The following is a 20,901-nucleotide window of genomic DNA, read 5'->3' as shown; positions in this document are numbered from 1 at the left end:
TCACCCCACGCGGACGCGGGAACCAACGGGCCGGATCCGTGGTTGTCTTGGTGGTAGGACGACGACACCTGGTGAGTGGGGATGAGCTGACATGGCGGACGACCGCGGACCCGACGGCAACGAGGGCGAGCAGCGCCCCGAGGACGAGACCGGCAACGAGGTCGGCAGCGGTGCCGGTGACGGCGCCAGCACAGGCACGGGCGACAGCACCAGCGACAGCGCGGGCGACGACTCAGGACTCGGGTCCGGTGAGGACGTCACGCGCCGCAACCCCATGGACTCCCCATTCGGATTGCCGCTGCGTGGCGGCAGCCGCGACAGCGGGACCGACCCCTTCGCCGGCCTCTCAGGGCTCGGTGGGCCGGGTGGCTTCGGCGGTTTCGGTGGCGCCGGTGGGCCCGGCGGCTTCGGCGGCGGTGACCTCGGTGCGATGCTCGAGCAGGTGCTCGGCGAGGCGGCGAACAACCCGGAGCTCGCCGAGGTGATGCGCAGCATGGGCGTCGACCCGACGGACCCCGCCACGCAGGCCGCGATGCGCGCCCAGCTGGGCACCTTCATGCAGGCACAGCAGACCCCGACGGGCTCGCGCGACCTCGCGACGGACGTCGCGCGCAAGCACGTGCTCGCGAGCGAGGGCAACGACGTGCACGACCCGGCCGCGGCGCGGGCCGTCGCCGACGCCGTCGCCGTCGCCACCCTCTGGCTCGACGAGCAGACCACCCTTGCCGCCCCGGCCTGGCGCGCGACCGGCCTCTCGCGGGCCGAGTGGGTCGAGGCGACGATGCCGCGCTGGTTCGAGCTCATCGAGCCGGTGAGCGACGGTGTCACGGCGGCGACGTCGGACGCGCTGCGCAAGCAGATGGGCGAGCTCGGTCCTGAGGCCTTCGGCGAGGCCCTGCCCCCCGGCATGCCCGAGGGATTCGACCCGCGCGCCATGGTGGAGCAGTGGGCCCCGATGCTCGGCAACCTCAGCCGGCAGATGTTCTCGGCCCAGCTCGGCCAGGCCGTCGGCACGCTCGCGACCGAGGTCGTCGGCGGCACCGAGGTCGGGCTGCCCCTCACCGAGCCGGGCCTCGTGGCGCTCCTGCCGGGCAACGTCGCCGCCCTGGCGGAGTCGCTCGAGATCGACCTGCCCCAGGTGCGGCTCTACCTCGCGGTGCGCGAGGCGGCTCGTGTGCGCCTCTTCTCCGAGGTGCCGTGGCTCGGGCCCCAGCTGCTCTCGGCGGTGGACGACTACGCCCGCAACATCACCATCGACACCGAGGCCATCGAGTCGGCCCTCACGACGATCGACGCCTCCGACCCCGAGGCCCTGCGCGGCGCCCTCCAGGGCAACCTCTTCCGCCCGCACCCGACGCCGGCGCAGCAGGCGGCCCTCGCCCGCCTCGAGACCCTGCTCGCCCTCGCGGAGGGCTGGGTCGACCACGTGAGCGACCGCGCCACCGCCTCGCACCTGCCCCAGTCCGCGGCCCTGGCCGAGACGATCCGTCGTCGGCGGGTCGGCGGGGCCGCGCAGAAGACCTTCGCCGGCCTCGTGGGGCTCGACCTCAGCCCGCGCCGGCTGCGTGACGCGGCCAACCTCTGGGCCGCGCTGGAGAACGCCGGTGGCGCCGACCTGCGCGACAGCCGCTGGGCCCACCCCGACCTCGCGCCGACGGCTGCCGACCTCGACGACCCCATCGGCTACGTCCAGCGGGCCACGGGCGGGTCCGGCGCTGCGGCCGGGTCGATCGCCGGCTCGGAGGCAGCGGGCGTCGAAGGGATCGAAGGATCTCAGGCCAGCGACCTCGACGCGGTGCTGCGCGGAATCCTCGAGGAGGCCGACCGCGCCCGTGAGGCCGGAGGCGGCTCGGGCGGCACCGGCGGAGACACGCACGGACCGGACGACGAGACCCCCGGCGCCGACGGCCCGTCCACCGGCGAGCGCGAGTGACCGCTGCGGCATACCTCTCGCTCCGCGAGGACGCCGTCGGCCGGCTGACGGAGTGGGCGGCGCCGAGCGGGGAGCAGGAGCAGCTTCGGCGCGACTACCTGTGCCACCTCGAGGAGCATCCCGACGCGATGGCGCGGTCGGGCCCGCCGGCGCACCTCACGGGCAGCGTCATCGTGCTCGACGAGAGCGGCGAGCACGTGCTCCTCACGCACCATCCCAAGGCGCGGCTGTGGCTCCAGTTCGGTGGGCACTTCGAGGAGCAGGACGCCACGATGCGGGCGGGCGCTGCGCGTGAGGCGGTGGAGGAGTCGGGCATCGACTCGCTCGTCGTGCTGCCCGACATCGTCGACCTCAGCCGGCACGCCCTCGCCGCGTCGTTCGGTCGGTGCCGCGAGCACCTCGACGTGCGCTACGCAGCCATCGCTCCGGCCGCCGCTGGGCACTCGGTGAGCGAGGAGTCGCTCGACGTGCGCTGGTGGCCGGCCGACCGGCTGCCCGACGGAGCCCCGGCAGACCTCGTGCCGCTCATCGAGGGGGCCCGTCGCCTCAATCGTCGCTGAGACCGAGGCCGGCGCTCGCCGAGACGCCGTGGAGGTAGCCCCTGGCCCGCTCGAGGCGGGGGTAGCCCTCGATGAGCCGCCAGAACTGCGGGCCGTGACCCGGCTGGAGCAGGTGCGCGAGCTCGTGGAGCAGGACGTAGTCGACGACCCACGTCGGCATGCCCTGAAGCTTGTCGGAGAGCCTGATCGTGCCCTCGGCGGGCGTGCACGACCCCCAGCGGCTGCTCTGGTTGGACACCCAGCGCACGCTCGAGGGGACGGCTCTTCCACCAAGGTGCTCGCGGGAGAGCTCGAGCGCGCGCCGCTCGAGGTCGCCGTCGCTGCGCTGCTTGCGCCGCTCGGAGGCGGCGACGCGCGCGACCATGGTGCGCACCCACTCCCCCTCCTCAGCGGCGCTCATGCGGGCGGGCACGAGGACGACGAGCTGCCCCTCCTGGCGGTAGGCGGAGACCGTGCGGCGACGCTTGGCACTGCGGCGGACCTCGACGGTGACCCCGTCGACCACCGTCTGCACCACCTCGCGCCGCGCCGTCGCCATGAGGGCAGGGTAAGCCCGAGCACCGACAGCGGCGGGGACCCTGACCGCGCCCGCGCGTTCTACCGCATCATCCCCGGGCACGCCAAGCGGGGCGGGAGCATGATTTCGTGCTCAGCGTGCTCTAGGGTTGTGCGAGCCGAGGCGCCCGTCGGATGGGCGCCAGCAACAAGGAGACACACCAATGGCTGACGAGACCTACAAGGGCGAGTTCTACTGCGTCAAGTGCAAGGAGAAGCGCGAGGCCGAGGGCAAGGTTGTCGTTTCTGACAACGGCCGCCGGATGGCCAAGGGCGTGTGCCCCGTGTGCGGCACGAACCTCAACCGCATCCTGGGCAAGGCCTGAACAGGTCGTGACGGCGTCGCTGACGCCGTGTGAGCAGGGGCGGGACCACCATGGTCCCGCCCCTGCTGCATTCCTGTGGACGACGGCGCGGTCGGGACGGATCCGCCTGCGACGCTGAGGCCCTGAGCCGCCGCGGCTGCACGCCGCTCCCCTCGGAGGTCCGATGAACACCGCCCACCCCGGCCCGTATGCCGCCATCCCCCTCTGGCTGCGCCCCATCACGAGGCGCCCCGGCGAGGTGCAGTTCGGGGTGCTCGAGGGCGGCCCGATCGTGACCGGTGTGACGCCCGACGAGGCCCGCCTGCTCGGCCGTCTCGACGGCACGATGCCGCCCGACGCTCTCGACCTCGTCGCGAGGGCCAGCGGGGTCTCCAGGCGCCGGTGGCGCGTCCTGCTCGACCTCGTCGGGCGGCTGGGGCTGCTCGAACCCGTGGCGACTCCGCACCCCGACCGCTCCGACGGCTCGGACCGCTCCGTCCGCTCCGTTCACTCCGTTCACTCAGCGGCGGCGGCAAGCCCGGCGGCTCGCACCGGGTCGCACGTGCTCGTCGAGGGTGACGGCTCCCTGGCCTCTGACCTGACGCGCCTTCTCGAGACCGGTGCTGCCGCCGCACCCGGCCCCGTGGACTCCGACGGTGTGATGGATGCCCTGCGTGTCACGGGTGACGTCGGTGTCATGGGTGCGGTTGGTGCCGGCGGCTCGGGGTCGGCGCAGCCCGCAGCCGTCGTCCTCGTCGCCGACATCGCCCTCGACCCGCGCCGCGGAGACCTCTGGCTCCGGCGCGGGGTGCCGCACCTGCCCGTCGTCACGACCGGGTCGCGCGCCGTCGTTGGCCCGCTCGTCGACGGCACGCCCGCTGCACCGTGCCTCTGGTGCCTCGACCTGCACCGCAGCGACCGCGACGCTGCCTGGCCGACGGTCATGGCCCAGGTGGCCACCGTGCCTGTGGACTCGGTCGCGCCACAGGTGGAGCCGCGCCCGGCCGCGGACCCGCCGCGTGCCGGCGAACCGGGGCTGTCGCAGCTCGTCGCAGGCACCGTGGCCGCCCTCGTGGCCCGCTCGCTCGCGGGTGACCCTCCCCCGCCCGGCGTCGCCGTCGAGGTGACCCTGCCCTGGCCGCGCATCGACCACCGACGGTGGCCGCCCCATCCCCGCTGCCGGCACCGGACGTCGCGGCTGCAGGGCGGCGGTCCCACGCCGGGTGGCACCGCCTCAGCGCGGGAGCCCGGCAGAACGTAGGCTCGCAGGTGGCCCCGTACGTCGACCGAGGAGGTGCCGTGACCGATCTGCCCCGCAAGGCCGTGGTGCGCAGCGCCAAGCTGGCCAGCGTGCCGCTCGGGTTCGCCGGTCGCACCGCGCTCGGATTCGGCAAGCGGATCGGCGGCAAGCCGGCCGAGGTCGTCGCCGCCGAGCTCCAGGCCCGCACCGCGCAGCAGCTCTTCCAGGTGCTCGGTGAGCTCAAGGGTGGCGCGATGAAGTTCGGGCAGGCGCTCTCGATCTTCGAGGCAGCCTTCCCGGAGGAGATCGCGGTCCCCTACCGGGCGACCCTCACCAAGCTGCAGGACAGCGCACCGCCGATGCCGACGAGCTCGGTGCACGAGGTGCTCCGAGCCGACTTCGGCGTCCGCTGGCGCAGCAAGTTCCGCTCCTTCGACGACCAGCCGGTCGCCTCGGCGTCGATCGGCCAGGTGCACCGCGGTGTGTGGGCCGACGGGCGCGACGTCGCCGTCAAGATCCAGTACCCCGGCGCCGGCGCGGCCCTCATGGGCGACCTGCGCCAGATCTCGCGGGTCGCCAAGGTGGCCGCGGGGTGGGTGCCGGGGCTCGACATCGGTCCGATCCTCGACGAGCTGCGCGACCGCATGGCCGAGGAGCTCGACTACCGCCTCGAGGCGCGGTCGCAGGCGACCTTCGCCGACGCCTTCACCGACGACGAGGACTTCGCCATCCCGGCCGTCGTGGCGCACGCCGAGCACGTCATCGTCTCGGAGTGGCTCGAGGGCAAGCCGCTCTCGCAGATCATCTCCGACGGCACCCCTGAGGAACGCGACGACGCCTCGCAGCTCTACCTCGAGTTCCTGCTGGCGGGCCCTGCCGAGGCCGGCCTGCTGCACGCCGACCCCCACCCCGGCAACTTCCGCATGACCCCCGACAACCGGCTGGGCATCATCGACTTCGGCGCAGTCAACCGGCTGCCCGACGGCATGCCCGCAGAGATCGGTCCGCTGCTCACCACGGGCCTCGAGGGCAGCGCCCAGGAGGTGCTCGACGGTCTGCGCGAGCTGGGCTTCGTGCGCTCGGGCATCGACCTCGACCCGCAGCGCCTCCTCGACTACCTCGAACCGTTCATGGCTCCCTTCCGTGAGGACGAGTTCACCTTCAGTCGTGACTGGCTGCGCGGCGTCTTCGCCCACATCAACGACCCGCGACAGCCCAACTACGCCGTCGGCTACAAGCTCAACCTGCCCCCGGAGTACCTCCTCATCCACCGGGTCTGGGGCGGGAGCATCGGGGTGCTCTGCCAGCTCGGGGGTACGGTGCGCGGACGCGAGATCGTCGACGCGCTCCTGCCCGGTGCCGACCTGCCCCCGATCGGGCAGCGCGGCGCGGGCTGAGCCCCGTCAGGCGCACTCCTCGAGGTCAGCCACACCCGGTATGCCGTGTGCGCACAGTCCGTGCGTGTGCGGCTCGCCCGCGCACACACCTCTGGGTCAGCGACCCCCGTCGGCGGCGGCTCGAGGGCTCACCCCCAGGAAGCGGCTGGAGGGCTCACCACCAGTCGGGGTCGAGCTTGCCCTCGATGGAGCGCAGGTGCTCGCGGCTGCACCGGTCGCACGTCCACGCGGCGGCGGCGCCGCTCGTGACGCGACTCCACGTGAGTCGGGCCGTGGCCGCCTCTCCAGACTCGGGACGGCGTCCGCAGGTCGCGCAGACGAGCGGTGCGCCCGCCGCGGCAGACTGCTCGCCGTCTGGCCGGAGGTCGCTCACAGTTCGTTCTTCGTTGCCCACGCCATCGATTATGCGCCGACGTGCGGCATGGGGTGCAGAGCCGCCCGGACACGCAAAACCGCGGGTGACGTGCGCGTCACCCGCGGCTTGCTCACTCGATTCGATTGTCCTGCTGGGACCCTCTCGGGGCGGTCCCTCACTTCTGGTCGTGGCGTCGACTGGCGCGGATCTCCTGGGCGATCAGCCGGGCGCTGCGACGGATGCCGCGGCGTTCCTGGCGCTGACTGCGCTCGTTGATCCGGTCGCGAGCCAGCATCTCGAGCTGGTTCATGACGATCTCCTGATCTTCGGAATGGGTTGGTGTCGGGGGCCGGTGGGGTCTGGACCATGCGTGGTCACGCAGGCTCAGGCGGCCACAGGGTGCTTGCGGGGGCGGCCGCGCGGCCGCTTGCGGGCGACGACTGCGCCCTGGACGAGGAGCTGACCTCCCCAGACGCCCCAGGGCTCCTGGCGCTCGAGGGCGCCGGCGAGGCACTGGAGCCGCGCGGGGCAGAGACCGCAGAGCGTCTTGGCGAACTCCACGTCCTCCGGTCGCTCGGCGAACCAGAGCTCCGCGTCGTAGTCGCGACACGGGATGGTCTCGCCGAGCTGCTGCGCCTCCGTCCCGAGATCGAGCATCTCGCTGAGTGGCATGGTCACCTCCATCTCCGGGGTCCCCGTCACGGGGGCCGCCTGTTCACTCGTTCCTGGCTTGGTCCGAAGCCCGGCACCGGAGGTGCGGGTCTCGGTCCTGCTGCTCGGCATGCGAGGAGTCATGTCTTGTCCCTGATCTGTCTGGCACCGGTAGGTGCACTGGTGGCGGTGCTGCTGGTCGGTCTTCGTTGAGCGGCAGGTGTCCGGAGACAACAGAAAGGCCGCGGACCCGTGATGTCGGGTTCGCGGCCTGGGAGGTGAGGCTCGGTCTGGGTCAGACCGGTGGCCTCCCGGAGCGGGAGCGAACGACATCGGGGGTCTTGTACGTCGGGGCGATGGCGCGGACATCGACAGAGACCTGTCCCTTGACAAGGGCGCCAAAGCCGACGACACGGTCACCCGTGAGGGCGGCGACGGGCAGGGTGGTCCCCTGGTCCATGAGGAACGCGGCGGCAAGGCGAACCGGGCCGGCGACACGCGGACGCACGGAAAGCACGCAGGTCACTGCGTTCATCGTCATCGTGGTGTTGTCCATCAGACCGGCCCTCCTCACTTCTTCTCGCGTTCCCCAGCTGGCCACCTGAGCCACTGGGCTTGACTCCGTCAAGGGTACGCGGGGCCCTCGCGAGCGAACAACTGAATTAACGAACTTTTCCGAGCTTTTTTCAGCGAACGTCAAGAATCGCTGGATTCCCTTGCGGCACAAGCCTTCTCGAGAAGCTCTTCAGGGTCGGCCCCCTGGAGGATGGCGAGGACGTCGGCGCCGTACTGCTCGAGCTTGCGCGCGCCGACACCGCTGATCATCGACAGTGCACCCTGGTCCGCCGGCTCCGACTCGGCGATCGCGGTAAGCGTCGCGTCGGTGAAGACGACGAAGGCCGGCACGCTGGCCTCGCGGGCCACGGCGAGCCGCCACGCGCGCAGCCGCTCGAACGTCGCCTCGTCATAGGTCGGCGGGCAGGTGTCACAGCGACCCGTCTTGCGCTGCGCCGCAGTGACGAGCTCGGCACCGCACCCCCGGCAGTGCGCGATGCGGGCCACCTTCGGCCCGCTCCTGCGTCCACCGCCGAATCGCGGCGCCTGCTCCGGGCGTGCGCCCTGCCCGAGGATGCCGGCGGCAGGCGCGAGGAAGCGCGAGACCCGACGCGTCGAGCGGGCCCCTGGCGTGCGCGCCCCGGACCACGAGAGGTGGAGCCGGCGGCGGGCCCTGGTGAGGCCGACGTAGAGGAGCCGCCGCTCCTCCTCGACCGCCTCCGGGCCCTCGGCCATGGAGATCGGGATGAGGCCGTCGGACGCGCCGACGAGGAAGACGACGTCCCACTCGAGGCCCTTGGCGGCGTGCAGGCTCGCCAGGGTCACCCCCTGCACGGCCGGCGCGTGCTGCTCGGACGCACGTCGGTCGAGCTCGGCGACGAGCTCGGACAGCCGCGCCTCGGGCGCGGCTGTCTCCAGGTCGTCGGCGAGGGTGGCGAGCGCCGTCAGCGACTCCCAGCGTTCACGGGTCGCGCCTCCACCGGCCGGCGGGTCGTGGCTCCACCCTGCGCCGGTGATGACGTCGCGGGCGAGCTCGCCGAGCGGTTTGGTGCCGTCGTCGCTACGGGCGGCGCCGCGCAGCAGCAGGATCGCGTCGCGCACCTCCTTGCGGGCGAAGAATCGGTCACCGCCGCGCACGAGGTAGGGCACCCCTGCGTCACTCAGGGCGTTCTCGTGAACCTCCGACTGGGCGTTCGTGCGGAAGAGGATGGCGATCTCCGACGGCGGCGTGCCCTCGTCGACGAGCTGCCGGATCCGGGCAGCCACGGCCGCCGCCTCGGACGGGTCGTCGGGGTGCGACTCGAGCACCGGCTCGGGACCCGGCTCACCCTGCGCGAGCAGCCGCACCGCGCCGTCACGAGCGGCCTGGGTGCCCGAGGCCACGATGGTGTTGGCGAGGGCGACGATCTGGGGCGAGGAGCGGTAGTTGCGCACGAGCCGCACGACGTGCGCTCCCGGGAAGCGCTGGGGGAAGCCGACGAGGTGGCGCGGGCTGGCACCGGTGAAGGAGTAGATGGTCTGGGCCGGGTCGCCGACGACGCACAGGTCGGTGCGCTCGCCGAGCCAGAGCTCGAGGAGGCGCTGTTGGAGGTCGTTGACGTCCTGGTACTCGTCGACGACGAACTGGCGGTACTGGCCCCGGACCGCCCGCGCGATGTCCTCGCGCTCGTCGAGGATGCCGACCGTGAGCAGGAGCACGTCCTCGAAGTCGATGACGCCGCGCCGCTGCTTCACCTCCTCGTAGGCCTCGAAGAGTCGCGCCATCGCCGTGAGGTCGACGCCAGGGGGCTCGCGGCGCGCGGTGCGGGCGCGGGCGGCATACGACTGCGGCGTGAGGACGTTGACCTTGGCCCACTCGATCTCGGCGGCGAGGTCACGGATCGCCGTGCGGTCGAACTGCATCCGCAGGCGGCTCGCGGCCTCGGCGACGGCGGCGGCCTTGTGGCTCATCACCTCGGGGGCGGCCCCGCCGATCGCCTGGGGCCAGAAGTAGTGCAGCTGGCGCAGCGCGGCCGCGTGGAAGGTGCGCGCCTGCACGCCCTGGACACCGAGCCCGCGCAGCCGCGTGCGCATCTCGCCGGCGGCGCGGGCGGTGAAGGTGAGGGCGAGCACCCGTTGCGGCTGCTGCGCACCGGAGTGGACGGCATACGCGATGCGGTGCGTGATGGCCCGCGTCTTGCCGGTGCCGGCGCCAGCCAGGATGCAGAGCGGCCCGGGCGGCGCGAGCGCGACCTCACGCTGCTCGGGGTCGAGACCGGCCAGGATGTCGTCGGCCGTGGGGACTGCGCTCAGGACGGATCACCCTTGGCGAGTCGCATGACGTCGGCGGCGTGGTCGTGCACGTAGTTCTGGCCGTCCTGCGGGGGGCGCTCGTAGCCACGCGGGGCCGGGCGGTCGGGGATGGGCGGCACCTCGGCCTCCATCGGCTCGTGCGGGATGGAGGTCAGCAGGTGGTTCATGACGTTGACCCGCGAACGCCGCTTGTCCTCCGACTCGACGACGTGCCACGGCGCCCAGTCGGTGCTCGTGGCGTCCATCATGATGTCCTTGGCCTCCGAGTAGTCCTCCCAGCGGGTGATCGACTCGAGGTCCATCGGCGAGAGCTTCCACTGGCGCATGGGGTCCTTGGCCCGGGAGCGGAAGCGCCGCTCCTGCTCGACGTCGGAGACGCTGAACCAGTACTTGCGCAGGATGACCCCGTCGTCGACGAGCATCTTCTCGAAGAGCGGAGCCTGCTCGAGGAAGAGGGAGTACTGCTCGTCGGTGCAGAAGCCCATGACCCGCTCGACGCCGGCGCGGTTGTACCAGGACCGGTCGAAGAGGACCATCTCGCCGGCAGCCGGCAGGTGGGCGATGTAGCGCTGGAAGTACCACTCGGTCTTCTCGCGGTCGGTGGGCGCCGGGAGCGCCGCGATGCGAGCGACGCGGGGGCTGAGGTACTCGGTGATGCGCTTGATCGCCGAGCCCTTGCCGGCCGCGTCGCGCCCCTCGAAGACGACGACCACGCGTTGGCCGGTCGCCCGCACCCACTCCTGGAAGGACACGAGGTCGGCCTGCAGCCGTCGCACCTCGACGTTGTAGACCTCGAGGTCCATCTTCTTGGGTCGCTTTGCACGGTGGCGGGCCATGGGCTCATCCTTGCATCGAGAGCCGACCCTGCGACGAGACCCGTCCACCTTCGTCCACAGACCCGAGGAACTGCATGTCCCACGCGACGCCCGATGTGACCGCCGACGCGACCCCCGAGGCGCCCCCGGCCCCGGACCTCACGCCTGACGCGGGCTCGGTCACGATGTTCACGACGTCGTGGTGCGGCTACTGCCGCCGGCTCAGGTCGCAGCTCGACCGGGAGGGCGTGCCCTTCACCGAGATCGACATCGAGGCGAACCCCGAGCACGTCGACTTCGTCGAGAGAGTCAACGACGGCAACCGGACGGTGCCCACTGTCCTCTTCCCCGACGGGTCGGCGGCGACGAACCCCTCCCTCGCCGAGGTGCGGGCTCGCCTGAGCGCCTGACGCGCCCGGCTACTCCGGGGTCAGCGGGGTCCGCGGGGTCAGCGGGGTCCGGGCCCGACGCGTCAACGGTCGACCACGGACGGCCCAGCGACCGACTCGACGGTCGCACCGAGCCAGTGCTCGATGATGCGCTTGGCGATCGAGATGCCACTCGGTGTGCGGATCTCGTTGCTGGACAACAGAGCTCGGTACTCCTCGCGCGTCACCCACCGAGCCTCTGCGATCTCGGCGGGGTCGATGCGCAGCTCGGTCTCCGTCGTCGTCGCGGCGTAGCCGACCATGAGCGAGGAGGGGAAGGGCCACGGCTGGTTGCCGAGGTAGCGGGCGTCGTCGATGCGGATGCCGACCTCCTCCGCGACCTCACGGGCGACCGCGTCCTCGAACGACTCCCCCGGCTCGACGAAGCCCGCGAGCACCGAGAAGCGCCCCTCCGGCCAGTGCGCGCCGCGCCCGAGCAGCAGTCGGTAGTCGGGGTCGATGACCGACATGATGACCGCGGGGTCGGTGCGGGGGTAGTGCTCGCTGCCGTCGCGCACGCACCGGCGCACCCAGCCCGCCTGGGTCGGTTCGGTCTCGGCGCCGCAGCGCGGGCAGTGCCGGTGCGTCGCGTGCCAGTTGGACAGGGCGAGCGCCGTCGTGAAGAGCCCGGCGTCGCGGGCGCCGAGCGCCTCACCCGCCTGTCGCAGGGTCAGCCACGTCTCGGCCTCGCCCGGCCCGTCGGCGCCGGCCGCCGATGCCGGCTCGGGGGCGTTCTCGGGCGCGGGCTCCGACGACACGACGCCGAGGTATGCCGTGCCGTCCGGTCCGCGGCCCAGATGCAGCCCCAGCCCCGCCCGGTCGGCCTCGACCGGCGCCCGGAAGTGGAGGGCGAGGTCGCCACCGCCGCCGGACCGGACGCGCAGGTGCTCACCGCGCAGCTCGACGACTCTGGTCGCGGGATCGCCGAGCAGGTCATCGACGACCGTGGGGTGGGTCCGCTCGTGCGCGACGCGGTCGAGGCCACCGCGTGCCAGGGCGAGGTCGCGCAGCCGGTCGTCCTGCGGGTCACGTCTCGTGTGGGTGCGGGGAGGCGTCAGGGACACTCTCCCCACCTTAGGTGCCGGGCGCCCCGCCCCGACGAGGGCTCGCCTCCCACGCTCGGCCCGCCCCGCGGCATACCGTGGACGTGTGAGTCGCAGCCCGCTCGTCCTCGCCGCGCTGGCGAGCTCCGCCGTGCCGGGGCTCGACCCGGTCTCGGTCGAGGGGGTTCGGGTCGTGCCCGGCGATCTCTTCGAGGTCGCCTACGTGCAGGACAGCCAGGACCGCCGCTGGGTCGTCAAGGCACCGCTCACCCCGGCTGCCGGGGCCATGCTCGACGACGTCGCGGCGCTCTCGACGTTGCTCGGGCGCCGGCTCGATGTCGCGATGCCGATGGTGCGCGGCCACGCGCCCGTCGCAGAGGGCCGTGCCGCCGTCTACCTGCGGGTGCCGGGGCGACCGCTCGACTTCTCCGCCATCCCTCCGGGGCCGCTTGCCGAGGCGGTGGGGCGCACGCTCGCCCACATCCACAACGTCGAGCTCCTGCTCTTCGAAGAGGCTGGGCGGCCGACCTACGACGCGGAGGCCCACCGCCGGCGCCAGCTCTCCGAGCTCGACCGGGCGGCAGCGACCGGCCACGTGCCCACCGACCTGCTGACGCGCTGGGAGCGGATGCTCGAGGACGTGTCGCTGTGGCGCTTCGCACCGAGCCCGGTGCACGGCGCCTTCACCGGCGCCAACGTGCTCGCGTCCTTCGACGACGAGCAGGACGCCGGCAGCGGCCACGTGCGCGGGGTGCTCGCGTGGGAGGAGTCGCGGGTCGGTGACCCGGCCGACGACTTCGCCGACCTCGTGGCCCGGGCCGGGCCCGACACGCTCGACTCGGTGCTCGAGAGCTATGCCCGGTCGCGCGTCGAGCGACCCGACGGAGCCCTCGTCGCCAGGGCACGGCTGGCGGCGGAGATGACGCCCCTGCGCACCCTGCTGCGGGCGCTCTCGAGCGGCGACCTCGCCCTCGTGGAGCGCACGGCCGAGCGCCTGCGCGAGCTCGCCGACCGCATCGAGCAGGACGACGAGCGGCACGCCCGTGAGGATGCGGCCCGCAGCGAGCGGTCCCGCCGCGCCGGCGAGAAGGCCGCGCTGGCCAGCGCGCTCGACCCGGACGACCCGGAGGCGCCACCCGCGCCCGAGTGGGACGCCACCGCGCCCCACCATCCCTTCCCGATGCTGGCCGAGACCCAAGCCGTCGCCATGACCGGTCTGCTCGGCGACGCGGGCGACGCGGGCGACGCGGGCGACGCGGGCGACGCGGGCGACGCGGTGGACGGTGCCGGACGCGGTGGCGCCGGGGCCTGGACCGAGGCGCCTGGACAGGCCAGAGGCCAGATGGCCCGTCAGACCCCGCCCGGGTCGCCCGCCGACTCCTCGGCGGTGCCCTTCGTCGCGTCGGGCGACAGCACGTCGACCTTCGAGATCGACGAGGTCGAGGCCTTGCCCGAGGAGGACGACGGTCTGCTCGACCTGCACGAGGGCGCGTCGGAGTTCGTCCCCGTCGAGCACCGTCCCGACCACCCCGCTCACGACGCGCGCAGTTGACGCCGGCACGTCCCTCTCCCCCCACCTCGAGTGGCCGCGCGACCTCACCCGCCCCACAGCTCGAGTGGCCCCGCGACCTCACCCGCCCCACAGCTCGAGTGGCCACCTGGTCCCACACGCCACCGTTCGCCGACGACCGACCCATCTCTGTGGTGTGACGACGCGGCCACTCGACGCAGCAGGGCCACTCGCTCGTGTGACGACGCGGCCACTCGACGCAGTAGGGCCACTTGGTCCCACACGCCACCGTTCGCCGACGACCGACCCATCTCTGTGGTGTGGCGACGCGGACACTCGACGCAGTAGGGCCACTCGCTCGTGTGACGACGCGGCCACTCGACGGGGTGCGGAGGCGGTCTAGTCGGGCAGGGTGCGGAGCAGGTCGACCAGCTCGGCCTCTCCCGGCAGGTCAGGACGCACGGTGACGCCCTCGGCGGCGTAGTAGAACGCCGCGTCGACGAGCGCGGGGTCGACGCCCCGGAGCCGGGCGAAGGCGACGGCGTAGGCGCCGAGCTGCAGGGCCCGCACCCTCGCGTCGCGGCCCGTCGGTCGAGCCCCCGTCTTCCAGTCGACGACGGTCCAGCCGCCGTCGTCGCGGGCGAAGACGGCGTCGACCCGGCCGCGCACCGCGATGGCGTCGATGACCGTCTCGATCGAGAGCTCGATCTCCTCGGGGATCCGGTCGGCCCACTCGCTCGCGAGGAAGCGCTCCTTCATGACCTCGAGGTCGGTGTCGTCGGAGGCGCCCTCGTCGGCACTCCCGGGCAGGTCGAGCAGGTCGACCATCGCAGCTCGCGAGTAGTGCTCCTCGATCCACGCGTGGAACGCCGTGCCCTGCCGCGCGGCGACGGCGGGTGCGCTCGGCATCGGTCGGCGCAGGTGCATCGCGAAGGCCTCCGCGTCGCGCGCGAGCGACACGACAGCAGAGGCCGACAGATGGCGTGGCACGTCGACGACGGGCTCGCCGCGTGACCGGCGCGCGGCCTGCTCGGCGAGCAGGAGGCGGAGGTCGTCGAGGCGCGGGTCGCCGGCGGGCGGCAGTTCGCCCGAGCGCACCGCCTCGGCGAGGCGGTCGGCAACCCCGACGAGGGCGGCCCGACGGTGCGCCATGGGGTCGTGCGGCCACGGCGCCGACACCGGGTCGACGAGGTGGGGGTTGGTGGGCGCGACGGCGCGGCCCTTGGAGTCCTCGACGGGTTCGGGCGCCGGGTGCCACACCTGCTGGGTCGCGGCATCGCCAAGGGCGTCGCGGATCTCGAGGAGGAAGCGACTCGGCACCGACAGCGTCTTCTTCGTGGCGCCCCACACGTGGGTGGTGAGCAGCACGTCCTCCCGCGCCCGGGTCACGGCGACGTAGGCGAGCCGGCGCTCCTCGGCCACGGCGTGCCGCCCACCCTCGAGCGCGAACTGCTCGACGGCAGCCCCGAGCTGCTTGCGGTCGGCGACGCCTCGCCAGTCGAGGTGTGGGAGGCCGTCGCGGTCACCGCGCAGGTCGTAGGGCAGCGAGTCGAGCCCGACGAGCCAGCCCTTCTCCTTGGGCGTGCCCGAGCAGGCATACTCGATCGGCTGGGCGCCGTCGACGGGCGACACGGACGTGGAGGCGTGGTCGGGGAAGGCGCCCTCGACGAGCGCGGGGATCGCCACGACGTCCCACTCGAGCCCCTTCGACGCGTGCACCGTGAGGACCTGGACGGCATCGGCGTCGGACTCGGTGTGGCCGGCGTCGAGGCCGCGCTCCTGCTCGCGTGCCGCCTCGAGCCAGGCGAGGAAGCCGCTCAGGGTCGGCCGGTCGGCGCTCGTGGCGTAGCGGGCGGCGACGTCGGCGAACGCGTCGAGGTGCACCCGGGCCGTCGAGGCGGTGTGCTCGTGGCGCGCCAGCACCTCGATGTCGAGACCGAGCGCCACCTCCGCCTCGGCGACGAGGTCGACGAGCGGCAGCGCGGTGAGCCGCCGCAGCCGCCGCACCACCTCGGCGAGGGCGTGCAGCCGCCGGAGGCCCTCGGCGCTGAGGCGGGCGCCGTCGCGGGCCACCCAGCCGGGCCGCGGCAGCTCGTCGAGCGCCTCGACGAGGGTCGCGGTGTCGGCGCTGTCGGAGGCGAGGTCGCTCCCCCGGCGGTCGTCGTCGGACCGCTCGCTGTCAGGCTCTGCCGCACCGCTGGGTGCGATGTCGCCGCGCTCCTCCGTCGGGAGCTCCACCGTCGGAACATCCCCGGTCACGAGAACCCCTGTGCCAGAGGCGTTCTCGCCCTCTCCTGCCGCTCCGGGGGAGTCGGCAGCGCGCGGCGGCCGACCGTGCAGGTCGCGGGCCCATGCCCAGAGGCCGGCGAGGTCGGCGGCACCGAGGCGCACGACAGGTCCGGCGAGGAGGCGCATGAGCTGGTCGCCTCGGGTGGGGTCCTGCACGACCCAGAGCGCCGCGACGAGGTCGCTGACCTCGGGCGTCACGAGCAGGCCGCCGAGCCCGACGACCTCGACGGGCAGGTTCTCAGCACGCAGGGCCTCGATGACGAGCGGGAAGGACGACCTGCGCCGGCAGAGCACCGCCGCCGACCGACCGGTGCGGCGGCCGCTCGGCGAGCGCCAGCGCGCGGCGACCCAGGCGGCCACGTGCGCGGCCTCGGCCTCCGCGGACTCGAGCCGGTCGATGGTGACCGTGCCGGGGCCGGCTCCGGGTCGGGCCGCCAGCGGCTGCACGTGCGCCGTCGCCAGCGGGCCCGCCGTCACGTTGGCGGCGGCGAGGATGAGCTCGTCGTTGCGCCAGCTCGTCGAGAGCGGCAGCACGTCGGCGGGTCCGACTCGTCCGGCGAACTCGGTCGGGAAGCGCAGCAGGGTCGTCGCACTCGCCCCCCGCCAGCCGTAGATCGACTGGTTCGGGTCGCCGACGGCCGTCAGCGCGACAGCCGGGTCGTGGAAGAGGCTGCGCAGCAGGGTCAGCTGGGCCTCGGAGGTGTCCTGGAACTCGTCGAGCAGGACGGCGGTGAAACGGTCGCGCTCGATCGCCCCGACCTGCGGGATCGACGACGCGAGCCGTGCCGCGAGGGCGATCTGGTCGGCGAAGTCGAGCGACTCGCGCGAACGCTTGAGCTCGAGGAAGGCGTCGACGATCGGCAGCACGAGGCGGCGCTCGCGAAGCACCGCGAGCACCTCACTGGCCGGGCCGAGGCTGCCGCGGCCGTCACCGTCGGGCAGCGCCTGGAGCCGGGCGAGCACGTCGTCGAGGTGCGCCATGACCTCGGCCGGAGTGCGCACGTGCTCGGCCATCTCGCCCGCGAGCGACATCACCGCGTCGATGATGTTGCCCTCGGAGCGTGACATGCCGCCCATCGGCCCGTCCCATCGCGACACCGCCTCGGCCGCCAGCTGCCACGCGCCCGCCTCGGTGAGGACGCGGAACTCCGGCTCGATGCCGACCCGGAGGGCGTGCTCTCGCACGAGCCGGCCGGCATACGAGTGGTAGGTGGAGACGGTCGGCGTGCCGCCGAGCACCTCGGCGCCAGTGCCGTCGTCGGCCGGGGGCGTCCAGAGGCCGGCCCGCTCGAGGCCGCGTAGACGCTTGCCGATGCGGGCGGACAGCTCGGCCGCCGCCTTGCGGGTGAAGGTGAGGCCGAGCACCTGGTCGGGCGTCACCAGCTCGTTGGCGACGAGCCACACCACCCGGGCAGCCATCGTCTCGGTCTTGCCCGAGCCGGCGCCGGCGACGACGAGCAGCGGGCCCGGCCCCGCCTCGATGACCGCGGTCTGCTCCGGCGTCGGGGGTGGCAGCTCCAGGGCTGCGGCGATGTCGCGGGCGGAGTGGTGCACCGAGGTGGGCGCGCGGTCGAGGGTCTCGGTCACAGCGCGTCGCCCTCGGGCTGGACCGGGCAGGACGAGCGCACCGGGCAGGTGCGGCACGTGCCCTGAGAGGCCGTGAAGGTGGCCGCGCCCATCCCGTCGGCCGTGGCCTCGACGAGCGACCGGGCCCACGAGGGGTCGGCCGCGCTCGTCAGCGGCTCCTGGGACATGACGGCGGGCTGGAGCCCAGAGAGCCCGCCCTTGCCGATGAAGACGAGGGCCGCGCCCGCGCTGCGCTCGCCGAGCTCCGGGAAACCGCCCTCCTCGACGGCCACCTGGTAGGTGCCGAGCTGACCGTGCCCGGCGAGGTCGGCCCTCGTCGGCTTGCTCGTGCCCGTCTTGAGGTCGACGATGCGCAGCCCCCCGTCGCGGTCGCGCTCGATGCGGTCGACGCGCCCGCCGACCACGGCCCGGCCGACGCGCACCCGGAAGTCGACCTCGACCCCGACCCGCTCGCGCTCCTTCTCGGCGGCGTCGCGGTAGCTGATGAAGCGGGCCACCATGTCGTGAGCCTCGAGACGGGTGCGGTCGGTGACCCAGCCGGGTGCCAGCCCGAGGCGGCCCCATCGCGCCTCGACCTCGGCGTCGAGCTGCTCGCGGGTGGCGTCGGGCTGCTCGGCGACGATGTCGTGGACGAACGTGCCGACCGAGGCCGCCCCGAGCTGCACCCCCTCGCCGCCGACGGCCGTGAGGAACCAGCGAAGGCCGCACTCGTTGAAGTAGGTCACCTTGGACGGCGACACCGGCACGGGCTCGTCGGCCGCACGCACCGGGTGGTCGGTCGTCACGTCGCGCAGGGCCCACCAGGTCGCCGGGTCGGCTCCGCGCACGCCCTCGCGCGCGGCGGCCGCGAGCAGGGCGAGGGCGGGCTCGGCCACCCCCGGGTCGGGGCTCGTGACCTCGCGCCGCAGCTCGCCGACGAGACCGGGCAGGGTCATCGTGCGCGCGACGTCGCTGTGCGGGCGCACCTCGTCGGCGAGGCGGGTCTGCGCCGGCGGGTCGACGAGGTCGAGGTAGACCGACGGCTGCTCGTCCTCGTTGCCGACGGCCGTGACGAGCAGGCGCTCGGTGGCCCTCGTGACGGCGACGAGGAAGAGGCGCGTCTCGTCGTAGCGGACCGCGGCCTGCGCGGCACGGAAGCCGGGAGGCCGCTGCGCGACGACGTCGACGAGGTCTTCGGAGCCGAGCACCGAGCCGCGCAGGCGCAGGTCGGGCCACACCCCTTCCTGCACCCCGGCGACGACGACGATGCGCCACTGCCGTCCGGCCGCGGTCTGCGGCGTGACGAGCGAGACCCGCCCCCCTGACTGCCCACCGACGAGGAGGGTGTCTCCGGGCACGTCCTGGCCCTGGATGTGCTCGAGGAACGTGTCGGGCCCGGCCGTCGGCAGCCGGTCGACGAAGGCGCCGGCAGCATCGAAGAGGGCGAGCACGGCATCGAGGTCGCGGTCGGCCCGCTCCCCCGCCCCGCCACCCGCGAGAGCGGCCCGTCGCCACCCCTCGGCGACGCCCGCGCCCTGCCAGATCGCCCAGAGCACGGACTCGGCGTCGACCCCGGCGGCCCAGCGCTCGTCGTCACCGAGGCGAGCCGCGGCGACCCCCGCCGCGAGCGCCGACGCCACCCGTGCGGCCGGGCGGGCAGCAGGCCCGAGCAGGGCCGCTCGCGGGGCGCCCAGGAGCAGCTCGGCGAGCAGCTCGTCGCTCGATCGCCCTCCGCCAGAAGCGAGCTCGTCATGGCGCAGCATCCTCCGCAGCCGACGCAGGCCCACCGTGTCGGACCCGCCGATCGGTGAGAGCACGAGGTCTGCGGCGCGGGCAGGGTCGATGACGTGCTGCTCGCCACGGTGCTCCGCGCGGGCGACGCCCAGGCTCTCCTCGAGGAGGTGGAGCAGTGGGCGCACCGCGCTCTCGTCACGCACCGGCGTCTCCGCGCTGCCGGCCTGCACCGGCACACCGGACTGTCCGAGAAGACGGCGCATCGCATCGGCGCGCGCCGAGCCACGCACGACGACGGCCATGTCGGTCCACGGCACGCCCTCGACGAGGTGGGCGCGCCTCAGCAGCGCCGCGACGTGGGCGGTCTCCTGGGCCGCGGAGCGCAGGAGGGCGACCTCGACCGTGCCGCGTCCGGGCGCCGCCACGACGGGCGCCATGCGCCGCTGCTCACCGCCGCCGAGCGCACCGATGCGCCGCGAGACCCGGTCGGCGACCGCGGTGAGCGCGGGGCCGAGGCGGTGGCTGCGGTCGAGCACCACCGTCTCGCTCCCCCGGTGGGTCGACCGGCCGACCGGGACGTCGGGCTCGATGAAGTCGAGCAGGGTGGGCTCGTCGCCCAGTGCGTAGGGGCTGCGGGTCACCTCGCCCAGGTCGGTCCAGCCGCTCGCGAGGAACCGCGGGTCGGCTCCACGGAACGTCTGGACCGCGACGTCGGGGTCGCCGAGCAGGACGATGCGTGGGCCGCTGCGGGCCACGACGCGCAGCAGCCGGGCGGCTGCAGACGTCAGCTCCTGGGCCTCGTCGACGACGACGAGACCGATGCGCTCGTGCAGCCGGTCGAGGGCCCCGGGATCGTCGTCGAGCAGCTCGGCCGCGGCCGTGAGCACCCACGCAGGGTCGTAGGAACCGTGCCGGCTGAAGGAGGTGACCTGGTCGTACTCGCGCAGCACCTGCGCGGCAGCGACCCACTCGGGGCGGTCGTGCTCGGCGCCGAGGCGCGCGAGGTCGTCAGGACCGAGCCCGTGCTCGACCGTGCGCATGAGCAGGTCGCGCAGCTCGTTGCGGAAGCCCCGGGTGCGCAGCGCCTCGCCGAGGCCGTCGGGCCACTGCGGCCCGGGCACCTCACCCGACGCGTGGCCGGCGAGTAGGTCACGCAGGATGACGTCCTGCTCGGGCCCGTTGAGCAGCCGGGGCGGCGGCTCGCCACCCAGGGCCGCCTCGGCGCGCAGCACCCCGAATCCGAAGGCCTGCCACGTGCGCGCCAGCGACTCGGTGGAGGTGCCGCCGAGACGCGCGGTGACCTGCTGGCGCAGCTCGGCCGCTGCGCTCCGGCTCGAGGTGATCACGAGGCACGCGTCGGCGCGCAGGCCCTGCCGCTGGACAGCGTCGACGACGAGCTCGACGGCGAGGGTCGACTTGCCGCTGCCCGGGCCACCGAGCACCCGCAGCACCCGGGCCCGCGAGTCGAGCACGGCCTGCTGCCGCTCGTCGAGCCGCACCTGCGCCGCAGCGGCGGCAGGAGCGCGACGAAGGATGACCACCGGAGGATTCCATCACGCCCCACCGACACCCGCGCGCCCGCCGGCGCGGTGTGCCGTCCACTCCTCGGCAGTGCCGGCGCGCCGCCGACGCGGTATGCCGTGTGCCCCCTCGCGAGCACCTCGCTCGGGCCC

17 protein-coding genes are annotated in these 20,901 nt (G+C 73.7%); 7 read left to right on the top strand and 10 right to left on the bottom strand.

Annotated features, from left to right (window positions below):
• The first annotated feature begins 91 nt into the window (after window positions 1-91).
• Window positions 92-1,933, top strand: a complete 1,842-nt coding sequence (locus FHX52_RS17755; RefSeq protein WP_141823592.1) for a zinc-dependent metalloprotease — start codon at window positions 92-94, stop codon at window positions 1,931-1,933.
• Window positions 1,930-2,493: an NUDIX hydrolase gene (locus FHX52_RS17750; RefSeq protein WP_141823591.1), complete on the top strand. Its 564-nt coding sequence runs from the start codon at window positions 1,930-1,932 to the stop codon at window positions 2,491-2,493. Before FHX52_RS17755 ends, FHX52_RS17750 begins: the two co-directional genes overlap by 4 nt.
• Here FHX52_RS17750 and FHX52_RS17745 read toward each other — a convergent pair.
• Window positions 2,480-3,031, bottom strand: coding sequence for a M48 metallopeptidase family protein (locus FHX52_RS17745; protein WP_141823590.1), 552 nt, complete (start codon window positions 3,029-3,031; stop codon window positions 2,480-2,482). The two genes, FHX52_RS17750 and FHX52_RS17745, sit on opposite strands and share 14 nt — an antisense overlap.
• A gap of 181 nt (window positions 3,032-3,212) precedes the next feature.
• Here FHX52_RS17745 and FHX52_RS17740 point away from each other — a divergent pair, with 181 nt between their 5' ends.
• From FHX52_RS17740 to FHX52_RS17730, 3 genes are all read left to right on the top strand, one after another.
• Window positions 3,213-3,374: a DUF5679 domain-containing protein gene (locus tag FHX52_RS17740; protein ID WP_141823589.1), complete on the top strand. Its 162-nt coding sequence runs from the start codon at window positions 3,213-3,215 to the stop codon at window positions 3,372-3,374.
• Window positions 3,375-3,537: 163 nt separating this feature from the next.
• Window positions 3,538-4,614: a hypothetical protein gene (locus tag FHX52_RS17735; RefSeq protein ID WP_141823588.1), complete on the top strand. Its 1,077-nt coding sequence runs from the start codon at window positions 3,538-3,540 to the stop codon at window positions 4,612-4,614.
• Window positions 4,615-4,652: 38 nt separating this feature from the next.
• The gene (locus FHX52_RS17730; RefSeq protein WP_141823587.1) at window positions 4,653-5,990 is read left to right on the top strand and encodes an ABC1 kinase family protein; all 1,338 of its coding nucleotides are present in this window, start codon (window positions 4,653-4,655) and stop codon (window positions 5,988-5,990) included.
• Window positions 5,991-6,144: 154 nt separating this feature from the next.
• Here FHX52_RS17730 and FHX52_RS17725 read toward each other — a convergent pair whose 3' ends face one another.
• From FHX52_RS17725 to ppk2, 6 genes are all read right to left on the bottom strand, one after another.
• On the bottom strand, window positions 6,145-6,363 hold the full coding sequence (locus FHX52_RS17725; protein WP_141823586.1) for a hypothetical protein: 219 nt from the start codon (window positions 6,361-6,363) through the stop codon (window positions 6,145-6,147).
• Between the two features lie 157 nt (window positions 6,364-6,520).
• Window positions 6,521-6,655 (bottom strand): hypothetical protein, encoded by a 135-nt coding sequence (locus FHX52_RS24595; RefSeq protein WP_281288021.1) that lies wholly within the window; start codon window positions 6,653-6,655, stop codon window positions 6,521-6,523.
• A gap of 74 nt (window positions 6,656-6,729) precedes the next feature.
• Window positions 6,730-7,017, bottom strand: coding sequence for a WhiB family transcriptional regulator (locus tag FHX52_RS17720; RefSeq protein ID WP_141823585.1), 288 nt, complete (start codon window positions 7,015-7,017; stop codon window positions 6,730-6,732).
• Window positions 7,018-7,291: 274 nt separating this feature from the next.
• Window positions 7,292-7,552, bottom strand: coding sequence for a hypothetical protein (locus tag FHX52_RS17715; RefSeq protein ID WP_141823584.1), 261 nt, complete (start codon window positions 7,550-7,552; stop codon window positions 7,292-7,294).
• 140 nt (window positions 7,553-7,692) lie between these two features.
• Window positions 7,693-9,816, bottom strand: coding sequence for an ATP-dependent DNA helicase UvrD2 (locus FHX52_RS17710; RefSeq protein ID WP_281288031.1), 2,124 nt, complete (start codon window positions 9,814-9,816; stop codon window positions 7,693-7,695).
• A gap of 23 nt (window positions 9,817-9,839) precedes the next feature.
• A complete protein-coding gene (ppk2, locus tag FHX52_RS17705) occupies window positions 9,840-10,679 on the bottom strand; it encodes a polyphosphate kinase 2 (protein WP_246070105.1) in 840 nt (279 codons plus the stop codon).
• 164 nt (window positions 10,680-10,843) lie between these two features.
• Between ppk2 and FHX52_RS17700 the strand changes: the two genes are divergently transcribed.
• Window positions 10,844-11,068 (top strand): mycoredoxin, encoded by a 225-nt coding sequence (locus tag FHX52_RS17700; RefSeq protein ID WP_246070184.1) that lies wholly within the window; start codon window positions 10,844-10,846, stop codon window positions 11,066-11,068.
• A 62-nt stretch (window positions 11,069-11,130) separates the two neighbouring features.
• Here the strand turns inward: FHX52_RS17700 and nudC are convergent, their stop codons facing one another.
• Window positions 11,131-12,150: an NAD(+) diphosphatase gene (gene nudC / locus FHX52_RS17695; RefSeq protein ID WP_342777964.1), complete on the bottom strand. Its 1,020-nt coding sequence runs from the start codon at window positions 12,148-12,150 to the stop codon at window positions 11,131-11,133.
• Window positions 12,151-12,235: 85 nt separating this feature from the next.
• Between nudC and FHX52_RS17690 the strand changes: the two genes are divergently transcribed.
• Window positions 12,236-13,681 (top strand): phosphotransferase, encoded by a 1,446-nt coding sequence (locus FHX52_RS17690; protein WP_141823581.1) that lies wholly within the window; start codon window positions 12,236-12,238, stop codon window positions 13,679-13,681.
• A gap of 357 nt (window positions 13,682-14,038) precedes the next feature.
• Here FHX52_RS17690 and FHX52_RS17685 read toward each other — a convergent pair whose 3' ends face one another.
• Together FHX52_RS17685 and FHX52_RS17680 are read right to left on the bottom strand one after the other, a co-directional pair.
• Window positions 14,039-17,515, bottom strand: a complete 3,477-nt coding sequence (locus tag FHX52_RS17685) for an ATP-dependent helicase (RefSeq protein WP_141823580.1) — start codon at window positions 17,513-17,515, stop codon at window positions 14,039-14,041.
• Window positions 17,512-20,769: an ATP-dependent helicase gene (locus tag FHX52_RS17680; protein ID WP_141823579.1), complete on the bottom strand. Its 3,258-nt coding sequence runs from the start codon at window positions 20,767-20,769 to the stop codon at window positions 17,512-17,514. Before FHX52_RS17680 ends, FHX52_RS17685 begins: the two co-directional genes overlap by 4 nt.
• Between the last annotated feature and the right edge of the window lie 132 nt (window positions 20,770-20,901).

The organism is Humibacillus xanthopallidus (genome assembly GCF_006717145.1).
Taxonomy (GTDB): Bacteria; Actinomycetota; Actinomycetes; order Actinomycetales; family Dermatophilaceae; genus Humibacillus; species Humibacillus xanthopallidus.
Note: the sequence above shows the minus strand (reverse complement) of the source record. Positions and strands in the feature narration are given on the sequence as shown.

Bases quoted from the DNA above. Each gene is read 5' to 3' on its own strand.
- FHX52_RS17755 (WP_141823592.1), top strand. From the start codon at position 92: ATGGCGGACGACCGCGGACCCGACGGCAACGAGGGCGAGCAGCGCCCC.
- FHX52_RS17745 (WP_141823590.1), bottom strand. From the start codon at position 3,031: ATGGCGACGGCGCGGCGCGAGGTGGTGCAGACGGTGGTCGACGGGGTC.
- FHX52_RS17740 (WP_141823589.1), top strand. From the start codon at position 3,213: ATGGCTGACGAGACCTACAAGGGCGAGTTCTACTGCGTCAAGTGCAAG.
- FHX52_RS17735 (WP_141823588.1), top strand. From the start codon at position 3,538: ATGAACACCGCCCACCCCGGCCCGTATGCCGCCATCCCCCTCTGGCTG.
- FHX52_RS24595 (WP_281288021.1), bottom strand. From the start codon at position 6,655: ATGAACCAGCTCGAGATGCTGGCTCGCGACCGGATCAACGAGCGCAGT.
- FHX52_RS17720 (WP_141823585.1), bottom strand. From the start codon at position 7,017: ATGCCACTCAGCGAGATGCTCGATCTCGGGACGGAGGCGCAGCAGCTC.
- FHX52_RS17715 (WP_141823584.1), bottom strand. From the start codon at position 7,552: ATGGACAACACCACGATGACGATGAACGCAGTGACCTGCGTGCTTTCC.
- ppk2 (WP_246070105.1), bottom strand. From the start codon at position 10,679: ATGGCCCGCCACCGTGCAAAGCGACCCAAGAAGATGGACCTCGAGGTC.
- FHX52_RS17700 (WP_246070184.1), top strand. From the start codon at position 10,844: ATGTTCACGACGTCGTGGTGCGGCTACTGCCGCCGGCTCAGGTCGCAG.